12 protein-coding genes are annotated in these 13,666 nt (G+C 43.3%); 2 read left to right on the top strand and 10 right to left on the bottom strand.

Annotation, left to right across the window (positions count from 1 at the left end):
• Nucleotides 1-75 precede the first annotated feature (75 nt).
• The 3 genes from ACRRU2_RS23510 to ACRRU2_RS23500 form a co-directional block, all read right to left on the bottom strand.
• On the bottom strand, nucleotides 76-1,656 hold the full coding sequence (locus ACRRU2_RS23510) for a hypothetical protein (protein ID WP_432505427.1): 1,581 nt from the start codon (nucleotides 1,654-1,656) through the stop codon (nucleotides 76-78).
• A 273-nt stretch (nucleotides 1,657-1,929) separates the two neighbouring features.
• Nucleotides 1,930-2,844 (bottom strand): Gfo/Idh/MocA family protein, encoded by a 915-nt coding sequence (locus tag ACRRU2_RS23505; RefSeq protein ID WP_432505425.1) that lies wholly within the window; start codon nucleotides 2,842-2,844, stop codon nucleotides 1,930-1,932.
• Nucleotides 2,841-3,869 (bottom strand): Gfo/Idh/MocA family protein, encoded by a 1,029-nt coding sequence (locus ACRRU2_RS23500; RefSeq protein WP_432505423.1) that lies wholly within the window; start codon nucleotides 3,867-3,869, stop codon nucleotides 2,841-2,843. The genes ACRRU2_RS23505 and ACRRU2_RS23500 overlap by 4 nt, the downstream gene beginning before the upstream one ends.
• Nucleotides 3,870-4,113: 244 nt before the next feature.
• Here ACRRU2_RS23500 and ACRRU2_RS23495 point away from each other — a divergent pair, with 244 nt between their 5' ends.
• The gene (locus ACRRU2_RS23495; RefSeq protein WP_432505421.1) at nucleotides 4,114-5,541 is read left to right on the top strand and encodes an extracellular solute-binding protein; all 1,428 of its coding nucleotides are present in this window, start codon (nucleotides 4,114-4,116) and stop codon (nucleotides 5,539-5,541) included.
• Nucleotides 5,542-5,932: 391 nt separating this feature from the next.
• Here the strand turns inward: ACRRU2_RS23495 and ACRRU2_RS23490 are convergent, their stop codons facing one another.
• The 4 genes from ACRRU2_RS23490 to ACRRU2_RS23475 form a co-directional block, all read right to left on the bottom strand.
• Nucleotides 5,933-7,066: an SGNH/GDSL hydrolase family protein gene (locus ACRRU2_RS23490; RefSeq protein WP_432505419.1), complete on the bottom strand. Its 1,134-nt coding sequence runs from the start codon at nucleotides 7,064-7,066 to the stop codon at nucleotides 5,933-5,935.
• Nucleotides 7,067-7,157: 91 nt separating this feature from the next.
• A complete protein-coding gene (locus tag ACRRU2_RS23485) occupies nucleotides 7,158-7,814 on the bottom strand; it encodes a GAP family protein (protein WP_331698916.1) in 657 nt (218 codons plus the stop codon).
• Entirely contained in the window at nucleotides 7,804-8,580 is a 777-nt protein-coding gene (locus ACRRU2_RS23480) for a MerR family transcriptional regulator (protein ID WP_432505417.1), read from the bottom strand. The genes ACRRU2_RS23485 and ACRRU2_RS23480 overlap by 11 nt, the downstream gene beginning before the upstream one ends.
• Before the next feature lie 28 nt (nucleotides 8,581-8,608).
• Nucleotides 8,609-8,755, bottom strand: a complete 147-nt coding sequence (locus ACRRU2_RS23475) for a hypothetical protein (protein WP_432505415.1) — start codon at nucleotides 8,753-8,755, stop codon at nucleotides 8,609-8,611.
• Nucleotides 8,756-8,978: 223 nt separating this feature from the next.
• Between ACRRU2_RS23475 and ACRRU2_RS23470 the strand changes: the two genes are divergently transcribed.
• Nucleotides 8,979-9,641, top strand: coding sequence for a DUF4097 family beta strand repeat-containing protein (locus ACRRU2_RS23470; protein WP_432505413.1), 663 nt, complete (start codon nucleotides 8,979-8,981; stop codon nucleotides 9,639-9,641).
• A 53-nt stretch (nucleotides 9,642-9,694) separates the two neighbouring features.
• Here ACRRU2_RS23470 and ACRRU2_RS23465 read toward each other — a convergent pair whose 3' ends face one another.
• Genes ACRRU2_RS23465 through ACRRU2_RS23455 form a run of 3 tightly spaced genes read right to left on the bottom strand, consistent with a single transcriptional unit; the run spans nucleotide 9,695 to nucleotide 13,560 of the window.
• A complete protein-coding gene (locus tag ACRRU2_RS23465) occupies nucleotides 9,695-11,821 on the bottom strand; it encodes an alpha-galactosidase (protein ID WP_432505411.1) in 2,127 nt (708 codons plus the stop codon).
• Nucleotides 11,822-11,863: 42 nt separating this feature from the next.
• A complete protein-coding gene (locus ACRRU2_RS23460) occupies nucleotides 11,864-12,688 on the bottom strand; it encodes a carbohydrate ABC transporter permease (RefSeq protein WP_331698911.1) in 825 nt (274 codons plus the stop codon).
• Nucleotides 12,688-13,560, bottom strand: a complete 873-nt coding sequence (locus tag ACRRU2_RS23455; protein ID WP_432505409.1) for a carbohydrate ABC transporter permease — start codon at nucleotides 13,558-13,560, stop codon at nucleotides 12,688-12,690. The genes ACRRU2_RS23460 and ACRRU2_RS23455 overlap by 1 nt, the downstream gene beginning before the upstream one ends.
• Nucleotides 13,561-13,666 lie beyond the last annotated feature (106 nt).

Raw genomic sequence — 13,666 nt, 5'->3', positions numbered from 1 at the left:
TGACTACGAACAATACTGGGAAGTAAGATAACAACAATCGATTGAACCAATTTTTCCGCATATGTCTCCACCCCATTATCGCCTTTCCCCTGCAAGCCGCTTCCGAGCCAAACGAATTTTCTCTTCAAATTGCTGAAAAATTTCATTCCCTTTGTAATTGCTCATTACATCCTGCCGATATTCTGGCCAGCGCTTCCCCGATTTATCTGAAAACATCATCTTTACTTGCCATTCATTCTGTTTAGCGCGCATCGCTTCAACACTTACACCAAGAGGCGGTGTCAACGTTGTGCCTAGCTTTTCATAAACCGGCATATTTGTAATAGCTTGTAAAACTCGTTCATCCCGTTCAGTCATCCGTGGATCATTCACCTGTAGCCCCAGTACCTCTGGCGCTTTGGGCGTAAAGAAGCTCCACTTCTTCAACAGTTCCTCCTCACCGGCCTCTAAAGCTTCAGGATGTAAAAAGACCGTATTGCCTTCAAGTGTATAGTGCTTTCCTTCCAATCCGTAGTGGGTCAGCAGAAAGCCTTCCTTACCTGCTAACCAATCCAATATACTGGCAGATAGCATGAGCTTTTCCGGCGCGGCTCCCGCTGTAATATTCGAAAATACAAATGGATACTCCGGCGATGGCTCGATACGCAGCGGCTGCTGTCCAAATGGATTAAATGGAATCCAATCTGCTTCAGTATTGAACTTGCGGCTTCTCGTCTGCAAACTGTCCGGATTGGAGTCGAGCGCAAAATCTGACGTATCTCCTAATATAACGCCCGCCTTGCCATGTACAGCTTTGTCCACATGTTGATTTCCTTTATTGAGAAACCAGTTCGGGTCAACAATTCCCTCGTCCATGACAAGCAATATATCATCCACCACTTGACCAACCCGCAAATCCATCTGCATATCAATCAGCTGATCATCGGCAAAATATGCGGGATACAGCAAGCCGTTTTGGATATATTCGGGCCAATCCAACGAAATGCCCGACCCATTGCCCGATGTTATGAATCCGTAAGTGTCATTCTTCCCATTGTTATCTGGATCGTTATATGTAAACGCCCGAAGCACTTCCAAATATTCATCATAGCTTCGCGGGATATCCATTCCAAGATGGGTCAGCCAGTCTCGCCGAATATAGTAAGCACGATAGGACTTGCGATCAAAAGGGATTGGCGCGCGAGCAAACTGATTGTTCGTCTGATACTCCCGCAGTTCTTGCTCATCGACCCAATACTGAAAATAATTCGGCATTGTCTGCGGCGTAACGTAATAGGTCATGTCAGCCAGTACATTATCCATCGTGTACTTCACGCCTCCGTCAGCATTAATATTCAGCCACATATCCGGAGGATCATTCGCTGCCAGAAGCGATGCAATCGTCTCGTTGTACGCTTCACCTGGCTCTATTGCCGTCAATCGCAAACGAACATTAAATTTCTTCTCAATTGCGGCCATTATAAAATCTTGCCGATTGGGCTCGTCTGCCCCTTCCGTACCGTTAATCATAAAATGCAATGTTACTTGATCGTCTTCCAGTTGAGCGCTGGCATTAAGCTGTGAACCAGCAGACCAGCCCCGAATAAGCCCAAAGGCAGTCACTCCCGCAACCAGCAAGCCAATAGCCGCAAAAGCCCCCGCTCGCCATCCGTTCATCTTAATTCCCCCCTTGAGCACAAGTCTTAAAAGCTCCTTCATCAAACTATAGAATGCGCTTTCATAATTACATTCAAAATCGAGGATTTACGGCTTTCTCATTCTTATAATTTAAAAAATATGCGCCCCCCTACATCTCCTGGTACAGGACATGTAGAGAGCGCGTAATTTAGGGATTTTGAAGGTGTCGATTAATAGCTATTAATTTGTTTGTAGTATAGCGGAATTCGATACCCCTGTAAACGACAATTCCAACCTAGAATCTTGTTAAAACTACATCAAGCTTTTATAATAGCGGGCAAACACCGTACCATCATATCCCATGTAATCGTGGGGGATATCCTGCAACCGAATGAGTGCTCCCCCCTGCTCGGCAGATCGCTTAGCGGCAATTGCCGCCATTTCTACTTCGACCAATTCCCCGAACGGAATCGGAGCCGGCGCTACTCCAGCCAAATAAGGCAGAACATTGTCCAGCAAAGACTGATACAAACGGCTGTTGTCTACCCGGATATGCTCCACCTGGTTTTGCGTTACAGCCGTCGTATAGAAGGGTAAATACCCCTCTGTCTTTCCAATACTAATGATGCCTTTCCGGCCATCCTGCCAGGTCAATTCGACTTGCCGCTGCTGCGTTCCACCCAGGTCACGCACCGCTTCGATCCCTGACCCAAGCAGTGCGTGCAGCATGGTATAGGCGTGAATACCGTAGTTGAATTCATCCACCGAACAGCCCGTCAAGCCATACAGCCAGTCGTTTGCACCCGAGTTCCGATTCCTCCACTCTACAACCTCGCTGCAATACCTAAGTGCTGATCCACCCGTAATGACTGCGCCTTGCATAGCCCAATCCATCATTTTCTGTAAATCACCAACTTTTCCAGCAAGCGGCTTGTCGATAAATACCGCTTTCCCCGCTTCAATAAAAGGCTGCGCCTGCTTCACATGCATATCCCAATTGCAGCTATGAATCATGACCGCATCCACCCGATCAATCAATTCTTCTAATACTTCGCATGCAGCTTCGATGTGATGCTCACGGGCAAACACCTCGGCGTAACCGGGGGGATGAATCGTCCCGCTATCGAATACACCAGTAACCTCGTGCCCCATTGCTCGAATAAGCGGAACGAAGCTCCCGGGATGAGAAGTATCCAGGTCTACCAAGCCAAGTCTAAGCGATTTCATTTCATCTTACCTCCCGCGCTTCCTAATAAACCTTCCACCGAATACAGCGCCCGATTCACAATAGATTTGATCGGCTCCGGCTTGCCGCTATTAAGTGATTCTATCGCCTGGAGAACCATCAGTGTAGCATACAGCCCATCGACATGATCAATCGGCGCCTTGGCATTTTCCTGAAGACACTTCAGAAACGCTTTATTTTCCTCCATAAAACCGGACTCCGCCCCTTGGAACACCTGCGGCTCCTTCCCGTGCTCCATGTAGGTCAACGTCGTTAGACGATCGGATATTGTTATGGACTTGTTCTCGGCGAACAATTGCATGAAAAACTTGCTGGTAAGCGGCGGACAGTTGCTGTCTCCTTGAATGAACGAGCCTGCAACACCGTTATCAAACCGGAATACAGCAGCCACATTATCAACGACACCGCTTTTCTGGTAATAGTTCCCTCCCGCCGCATAGACTTCCACCGGATCACCACCTGCAACAAACCGTAGAATATCCGCGGAATGGCAGCCCTGGCTGATCACATTGCCACCGCCTTTAATAGGATCATTTGGCCAAATCTGATCTCCCCAGCGGTCATCCATCATCTGCATGGACACCATTACCGGCTGCGGTATGAGCTCCTTCGCTTTCCAAAGCAAATCGTAGTATCGCATCTTAAATGCAGTAAACAAGGTCTTGCCTGACTTCACCACCGCTTCGCCTATAGCTGTACATTGCTCCAACGTCATAGCCAGCGGCTTCTCCACAAGCACATGCTTGCCGGCTTCCAGTGCGCGAATACAATATTCGGCATGAGTATCGTGCATCGTCGTCACATAGATCGCGTCCAGAGACTCATCCTCAAATAATCGATTTGGATCGCTTGTCGCATACTCGCCTCCGAACTCCTCCAACATTCTGTGCGCATTCTGCTCAAATACATCGCAATATGCCGATAATTTCATTCCTTCCAGCTCTACAATACACGCTGCATGAATCCGTCCCAAATTTCCACATCCGATAATACCAGCTTTGATCATGGTGTGACCTCCAAATTTAAAAGTAAACTCACTATTCACTTGTTACAAACCCCATCCTCTTTCTGTACTTCACATCTACATTATATCTTCAACAATTTCATCTTATCACCTAAATTATTTTACTGTCAATTACTTCATAACTACTTTATATTGTAGTTGACAATGCGGCTAGTATTAGCCTTTAGTTTATGATATGTTATACTACAAAAGTAGATATGAAGTAATGTTTGAAAGAGGAGACGGTATGGAAGACAGACCAAGTCGGAAGCAATTTAAAGCTCGTTTAGAGCTAATGGTGCGCGAGCTCCGCAAAGATATTCTGAGCGGCAAATATTTGCCGGGAACGCCACTTCCCTCAGAGGTTGTTCTGGTTGAACAATATGCGCTAAGCAACAACTCCGTCCGCAAAGGGCTGGACCTGCTCGTTCAAGAAGGGCTTATTATTAAGAAGCACCGGATCGGCAGCATCGTTGCCAATCCTCAGCAGTCGAAAATCACGATCACGCTGGGCTGCAGCCCGTCAATCGAGCGCGACATCTCGTTATCCCGCATACTAGAGATGTTTCACAAGGCGCATCCGGCCATTCAAGTCAATGCCGTCACGATTACGAGTCCCGATTCCTTCAATTATTTGAAGACCGCTCAAACCTATCTCGAGCATGGGATAATCGATGTGATGACAATTAACAATATCAATTTCCAGGAAATTAGCGAGCATGATTGCACGCACTTGTTTGAACCGTTAATGCCACAGATAAATTTGTATCCTTTTCTGAACGAAACCTTCACTTACGAAGAGCAACTTTTTGTTCAACCGCTTGCCTTCTCGCCTACTGTACTGGCCTTCAATAAATCGCATTTCCGTAAAGCTGGCCTATTGGAGCCGGATAGCAGTTGGACATGGGATCATCTAATCAGAATGGCTAAGAAGCTCACTTCTGAAGATCGTCACGCCCTATTCTTCCATGTTCTCTCAGAAAACCGCTGGCCGGTTTTTTTGCTGCAAAGCGGGATTTCAATGGCAGATAGCGCATCAGGCAACAAAGCGTTCACCAACCCAGAGCTGCTTGACAGCATTCAGCTTATGCGACAGCTTATTAATGATCGTGACGTGTTTGCCCCCTACTTATCCAGTCATAGCAACGATGCCGAGAAATTAATGCGGCAAGGAAAAATATCGATGACCATTCAAAACTATTTCAGTATGAATGAGTTCAAAAATACGGATATAGATTATGACATCTCGCCTTTACCTTTTATGCATACGCCAACTACATTAACGCACATTATCGGAATGGGCGTTAACCGTAAATCTGCTGTAAAAGACGCTGCGAAAATACTAGTACGCTATTTCGCATCTGAACAAGCCCAACAAGCGATTCGTGATCTTACGCTGAGCATACCTGGGGTAAAGCCAATTGCTGAGACGGCTCCCTCTTCCAACAGCAGGCTGAATCGTCCGGCGAGCTATTCCCTATTCAAAGAAATCATTCCGACATTCCGCACCCATCGCGATCTTGGGTTAACGGTTCGCGGTTTTAAAAAGATGGGTGAAATTTTGAAGCTGTTCTTGTCTGGGATGCTGGATAAGCCTGCACTCTGCCGCATGATGGAAGAAGAATTGCAAGGGGAAATAATTTCAGATTCTTCTCTCAAGAGGTTAAGTCGCTAATAATGGAGAAAAAGCCGAGCGATAATCAGTAGAAAATCCTGAATCGTTCGGCGTGACGGCATTCTTTGAGTGTTGAGAATGGTTATCCGCTAATGATGTTGTTTTTGGAGTATTGTAACGAATCCTGGGAGACTGTCGATTCAATGTGTGCAACTATTGATAAGCAATGAGAAAGGGGAAACGGAGAGCAAGATTGGGAATGGAGAAGCGGTAGCGTCCGCCTTTGCAGGCCAATTTTATCCTTTACAGGGGTTATTTCATCAAAAAAATGGGACTACAACAGCGGTCGGAATCCCAATTTTGATCGTAGTGGCACCCCTTTCTATTGCTTGTTGCAACTATCCACAATGAATCGACAGTCTCCCTGGGGGCGCTATTTCGCAGGCTTCGACTACTCAAGAATGAAGCCTTTAAAGTCGACCTTCGATGATGATCCAGTAAATACTTCCAGGTGATATAAGCCTAAATCCAACTGATCGAGGATCGTTTCACCACCGTTCAAGCTTCGGATCTCACCATTGATTTTGACGTAAGTATCGGACGAGCTTCCTGTATATGCCTTCAGCTCGAGTTTTCGCTTAGCGTTAACGAACACCCAAGCGGACATGATGAGAATGTCCAAAGTGTCAGCCTTCGTATAGTCGACATAAACTTTGAAACCGTCCGAGGAAACATCGGGCAGCGACAACCAGTCGTCGGGTACGCTGTCTTTGATTTTTTGACTGGAATAATCGATTTTCGTATAACCGTCTACTACGATTGTACGGGGGCAAAGACAGGAGAAAAGTGCTCCTGCTTCGTACTGATGGCCGATGTCTCCAAAGTGCAGTTGATCCGAAATAATTCGCTTCGTGCTGACCGAGGAATACAAGAGGAACTTTTCCGTATAAATGTTCATGTCAACGAGCTGAAGCCCGTACGCTTCCGCCAGCTCTCTCTTCACCTCATTGGCTATGCATGCGATATGTTCACTTGTTCTCATCGGGTAGTCGTTAGTATATAAAGTTTTTACCCCCGGTTCGACGATCGCTTGGGTCGTTAGTAGAAATGGCTGGATTCCCTTCGCGTAACACCAATCAATAATTTGTTTGACTGCCGTTTTGAAGCCGTCCCGATAAGCTTTTTCGTTCGGATAGAGCAACCGATCGTTTATCCCGAAACCGATTCCGATCATTCGTACATCTTGATAAGCTGAGGAGCCACCAAACTGCTCCTCCAGAATTGTTGCCGCCCAGCTTGCATTCTTTCCGCTAAAACCGGAGTTATAAATGCGCAAAACTTCGTTGTTTGTCGCTTGACGAAGCAATTCCTCCAATTTTTTCGAAAAAGCGTTCGGCGAAGTGCCGTCTATTCCAATCGTATTGGCGACCCAATCCGTCGTATTCACTCCGTCCACCGTACTATCCCCGAAAAAAGCAACTGGGAACTTGTTTCCTTGTAACCATTGTGTCCATGCATCGTTAAATGTACAAATTTTTTGTGGTACTCGTAATTCTGCTGATTCCATTGCTGGGTAAGTGTCCAATGCTGCACCTCCAATATTAGTACTTTCCTTAATTTATTTTGCTACTTTTTATATTCACCTTTAAAAATATCCCCCCTCCCCTTGTTATTATTTACAAGTAGTCCAAGCTTTGAAAAATCAAAATCAACCCTACAATGCACATGATCCAAGAAGCAGCTGAGCCTGAGTGCTTCAACAGCTTCATTTGAAGCTTTTCCAGTGGTCTGTGCATCAATCCTCTCAATAATAAATGAAGTAAAAATAAAATCAATGGCGGCAGCACCATCATAAAATTATAGCCGGCTAAAATAGGGAGCCACTGATATGCTTTTAAATCTGAGGTTGTCATGAGACCAATAGCAGCGAAATATGGGAACGCCATACCTACTTCGATTAATGATGTCGTGAAGCCGAGGGCAACCATCGACATTTTACTTTTGGACTTAGGCCTCGGCAAATCCGACTTTTTGCTCTTAGGGTAATAAAAGCTGGCTATGAACAGTCCTCCGCCAGTTATCAGCATAATCCAGCTTACAACCCTATTTTGAAGAATAGTAGAAAAAGCAGTCATGACAGCATCCAAGCCTAACATCACAAAAATGCCTGCCAAAAAATAAAATACTGCAACTGATAATAAATATATCATTAAGCGTGAGCTTAAACGCTCTTTTTCAGTTAACAGCAGGTATACCGTGACCCCCAAAGTGGCAGGACTTAGCATGTCTAATAGAGCTAATCCCCCTATCATAAGAAGCAGTTCAACGCTCACAATATTCCTCCTTGCTGGCAGATGAATTCATAATAGATATGTGGATTTCATATGCTCGTTCCATATAATCCAAAACTTCTTTTTCTATCGGATAAAGTCCAAGCTTTTCAGATTGGCTTTCAGACTTTCTTATAGCCCACAGCTTATCAACAAACTCATCTTCCCCTTTGAACTCCTCTTTTTGTTTTTCAAGCATTCGGCGTATTATGTTTTGCACTTTTGTTGAGGCAGGATCATCCGTTATATGTCGTTTAATTTGGCCTAACAAAGCAATCCACTCCATAGAATCAGGATCTTCACCCTTCATTTTTGGCAACCTTGACCACAATTCAAGCTCATTGTTATTAAACATGCTCTCTCTAAAAGTCTGCAATCTTGTTTTATTTTGATTCGATAACTGGATGAGGTTCTGTATGGCAAGATGGTCGTCTCCGCCTTCTACTGCAATACTATTGATCAATTCACGCAAAGATGATTCCATACTCTTTAATCTTTCTTGTTCTTCAATGATATAAACGAGTTGACTTTTTAAACTAATCGACCAATTCCATTTAGAATCAGACAACATAGATTTAATATCTTGCAAACTGTAACCCATTCCTTTTAAAAAATGAATCTGTTGCAGCTTTTTCAAATCCTCATCCGAATATAGCCGATGCCCCCCTTCTGTTTTGGAAGTGGCTGTCAATAAACCGATTTGATCATAATACCTTAATGTTCTTACAGTGATTTTAGTCTGCTTCGCAACTTCTTTTATATGAATCAAGCACATGCACCTCGCGGTTAAATTATTATTACTCTTTGTCTTTATATAATCTAAGTTTAATTAAGTATCCCAAACCTAGTCCAACTAATACTCCGGGCAGCGTTTGATCAATTATAAGCCCAATCCCAGCACCTATAATAACACATGCATAAATAACAATATCTTCTTGCTTCATATTTTCTAACATCCTCTCGTTGCCATTTCTTCTCCCTGTCTTAAAGGACTTCACTCATGGAGAGTTTTAATATTGGCTTCATTATACAAAATGACGTAACGTCACTTTCAAGTGCTAATTATTTTGTTAAATTGTTCTTTTAGGAAAGTTCAATAAATTTACCTTGATAGTGACGCTGCGTAATCTAATATAATTGCTGTCACAATTATGAAGAGGTGATGAAATGAAAATATACTTTACTTGTCTGATTTTAACAGGAATTCTTTTTTTAAGTGCCTGTGCTAATGAAGAACAAGAAGAAATACATGCTGTAGCACTTAAAGAAGTAGAAAACATCCATATTGACCATGGCAGTACAACATTAAAAGTAGAATCAGCAGATATTGAGTCCGTTGAAGTTGGCTTGCTCTACAACAATAATGGATCGGGTATTGTGATTAATGAAGGAAAACAATACATCAAAATTCGGCTGAAAGGTGATATCAGACGCCTATTAAATATCGGTAAAATGCCTGAGCTGCTCATTCGAATTCCTGCTAGTTATACAGGGAATATAACGATTGACGGATCTTCTGGCAATGTAAATATAAAAAATCTGAACGAACAAAAACTCGATATTAAAGGCAGCAGCGGAAATGTAGCGCTAGAATATGCACATATAAACAATGACATTCATGTTTCTGTCAAAAGCGGCAACGTTCTATTAAAACTGAATGACAAGAACTCTAATGCATACTGGCTGTTGAAATCAGGCAGCGGAAGACGATCTGTAGCTATTCCTTTAGAAAATATTCAGCGTAGTAACAGGAAGACAGAGGGGCAAACGGGGGATGGTTCAGTTAAAGTGCAAATCCATACTACCTCCGGGAATATAACGATTAAATAAATTATACAGAAAGTCCCGGTGATAAAATATCACCGGGACTGCTTTCTACTTTTCTACACATTAATTGCAAGAATACGAATCAATACACTATCAAAATCGCCGCCTAATGCAAGTGGGACGCCAATATTCATCAGACCGCTTCCGCTCATAACGAAAGACTCGCTCGTCTCCACTCTATATGTCTGATTAGGCTGCAGCCCTTGCAGACGAAGCCGCGGCTGAAAGTTCCCGAATTGCTGGGCATGTAAAAACGCAAACACGACAGCTTCACTTGCATCATCATTGACATATTGAACGGCTGTCGTCGATCCTGTTCGCGGCGACAGCAAGCGATACTGCTTGCCTTGTTGAATCACTGGACGCAGCTGTTTATAAAGAGCTATCCATTCCTTCGCCTCAGAAAGCTCGGCATCTGACCACTTATTCAAATTGCCGCCAATGCCAAGCGAGCCCATCATTGCTGCATGAAAACGATATTTCAACGATACGCTGCGTTTATTGGCATGACCAGGAGAATCCGTTACCCAGCACATCATAGATTGAGCCGAATAGGTATAGGAGAAGCCCTCTTGTATTTTCAAACGATCAAATGCGTCGGTATTATCGCTAACCCATGCTTGATCGGCATAGCGCAGCATGCCGAAGTCGACTCTGCCGCCGCCGCTGGAGCAGGCTTCAAATGTAACCTTTGGAAACCTAGCTCTTAGCTCATCCCAAATCTCGTATAAATGCTGTACATGTCTAACCCAAAACTCGCGCTGCTCTGTCTCTGGAACATGCAGCCCGCCTGGCTCGCTAATGGCGCGGTTCATATCCCATTTCACGAATTTGATATTATTTTCGGATAACAGCTTCGTCATAAAATCGAGAATAAACGCCTTTACTTCCGGCTTGGATAAGTTAAGCACGAGCTGATTTCTAGCCAATGAGCTTTCCCGATTCGGAAAATGATAAATCCAATCCGGATGAATGCGATAAAGATCGCTGTCCGGATTGACCATCTCCGGCTCCACCCATATGCCAAAGTCCATGCCCAGCTCATTTATGCTTTTGATTAATTCTCCTAAGCCATTCGGAAACTTCTCCGTATTAATATGCCAATCGCCAAGACCAGCCTTGTCATGATTTCTTTTCCCGAACCAGCCGTCATCGATAACGAATAGCTCGACGCCCATAGCCGCCGCTTTTTGCGCAAGCAAAATTTGCTCGCTAATATCAATTTTAAATTCAGTAGCTTCCCATGAATTATAAAGAATCTTCCTATACTTCGACCGTTCGTTCACAGGCATAATATATTGCAGCTGATAACCGTGCAGCCTTCTGCTCATGCCTCCAAAGCCTTCGCCCGAATAGCCGCCGATAAATAGAGGCGTTTCGAACGTCTCGCCCGCCTTTAAGCTCCATTCAAAATCGAAATCGTTAATGCCGCCCGCTACTCTTACGTTGCCGAACGCTGTTTTTTCAGCTGTTATTTTCCAATTCCCGCTCCACGCAAGCGCTCCGAACCAGACAGCTCCTGTTCCCTCATCTGCGGACCCGTCATCAATTGCAAACCAGGGGTTGGCATGATGGCTTGTAATACCGCGCCGGCTTTCGATTATTTTTTTCCCTTCATGAATAATACTCGTTTTAACTTGATTCTCTTCTTGCCATTTGCCCGCAACATAAGTCATTCTGCTTTCTTTCATCGCCGGAATAGACCATACCGCTGACTGCGCAATTTCAAGCTGGATAGGATCTGCTCCATGATTGATCAAGCTTGCTTGGCGTTCAATCAGATCATAACCGGATATAACGGAATAAGTCAGTTTAACCTCCAATGGATAATACGCATCTTGCAGATGAATAACGAGTATATCGCGATCATCCAATTTCCAAAGATCATAGCTTTTATACTGCAGCTTCAGATCCCTTACCCCGTCGTGAAACTTTACTTTAAGTGCAGGTTCGATAAAGCTTAGTCCGCCCCAAGGGCTATACTCTTCTTTTTCCCGCTCTACCTCCGCGTCAAAATGAGAATGATAATAAGGCTGCAGCAATTGCGCCAAATCGTCTATTTTCACTTTGTTTCCCCAATGAATATGCAATAAGCGGTCCTGAGCATCCACTCCAAAACCGTAGCACATATTACCCGATGACAGTAAAAATAAGTTCTGCTCAGTATTTACTTGAATAGGCACAATACTTCTCCCTCTCTGTTTCCTTCAAATATTTCTATAGCGTTAACCTTTAACCGCGCCTGCCGTCATGCCTGAAATAATATATTTTTGTCCTATCGCATACACAACAATAATAGGGAGCAGATTTAAAATCATAGCCGCAGACACCAAATTCCAGGAGCTGATATAGGTGCTGAAATAATTGTACATCACCATAATCATTCCCCATTTGTCTGAGGAATTCAGAAAATAAAGCGGAATAATAAAATCATTCCAGCAGTTCAAAAAGTTAATAATGATCGCCGTAACCGTGACGGGCTTCAGCAATGGAAATATAACCTGAAAAAACAATCTTCCGCCGCCGCAGCCATCGATCACAGCAGATTCATCAAGCTCCTTCGGTATGCTGCCGATAAAGCCAAAATATAAAAACACTGTAAAAGGTATAAATATCGCAGAATAAAGCAAATAAGCACCTGTATACGTATTAATAATGTTCAGCATTTGCATAACCTTCATCGTAGTCACATAATTCATCGGAGCAACAAGCCCGAGCAAAAAGATGGAATAGATGACCATGTTAAATCGTGACCGGTTCCGAGAAATAACGAACGCAGCCATAGACGATACAACGAGCGTTATGAGAGAAGCAGCCGTCGATAAAAACAAGCTGTTTAAGAAAGACGAGTATATCCGTTTGTCCTTTAATACTTCCAGGTAATTGCTGAATAAAAATTCAGATGGAAGCGACAGGCTCATCGTTGCAGCTTCTGTGACGGATTTAACCGAATTCAACAAAACCATCAAAAAAGGGACGATGATGACAAGGCTCAGCAACCATGCGAATGCTTCCTTAGAGATGTTTACCAATCGTTTGCGCTTAACCATTATCGATCCGTTTCCTTTCTTGTAAATATCATAATAATGCCAATTGAAATAATGGCCAGGAAAATAAACATAAGAACACCCAAAGCTGTACTGTATCCATAATTACCCATAGAAAATTGATTGAATATCGTAATATTAATAACTTCGGAAGATCTTCCTGGTCCGCCATTCGTCAAGGCGAAGATAACGTCGAACACTTTTAATCCCGAAATGACACTTAATAATGTATTAATTAAAATAGAAGGCGCGATTGAAGGAATAATTACTTTTGTGAGCTTATTCCAATAGTTGGCCCCGTCCATATCGCTCGCTTCAATTGTTTCCTTCGATACCGTTTGCAGTCCAGCCAAGAAAATAATCATGACAAAGCCGGCTGCCTTCCATACTTCAACACCGATCGTCGACCACATCACCCATTTCGGATCCTCCAGCCACGCTTGCGCCAAGGAGCTTAACCCAATAAATTCAAGAGTGTGGTTCAAAATTCCATTAGTTGGATGCAATACTTGTTGAAACATTAAACCAACAATTAAATTTGAAATAATAATCGGCAAAAAATAAATCGTGCGTAAAAGCCCTTTTGTTTTAATTCCTTCGTTAAGCATTAAAGCTAATCCCAAACCAATAGCAACCTTCAGGATCGTTGTGAAAAATGCGTACATTAGTGTGTTTTTAATAAATAAAAAGCTGCCGCTGTCATTAAAAATTTCTTTAAAATTTTCTAAACCGATAAATTTAACATTATCGCTCATTGAATTCCAGTTCGTTAAGGAATAATAGAAGCCCATAAAGCTTGGAAGCAAAAATAACAGAAAAAATATAATTAGAGCAGGCAAAATAAACTTTTTGGAATATATTTTATTTACGTACATAGCGTTACCTCATTTATGAATTTCTCATACGAGAGTTGCAACAAATTGTTGAAAATGGCTGGCGGGACGTACCTTGAAGTAATCGTCCAGCCAGCCATCAAAGCCA

Source organism: Paenibacillus sp. GXUN7292 (assembly GCF_050864975.1).
Classification (GTDB): domain Bacteria; phylum Bacillota; class Bacilli; order Paenibacillales; family Paenibacillaceae; genus Pristimantibacillus.
This window is presented reverse-complemented; position numbering and strand designations above follow the sequence as displayed.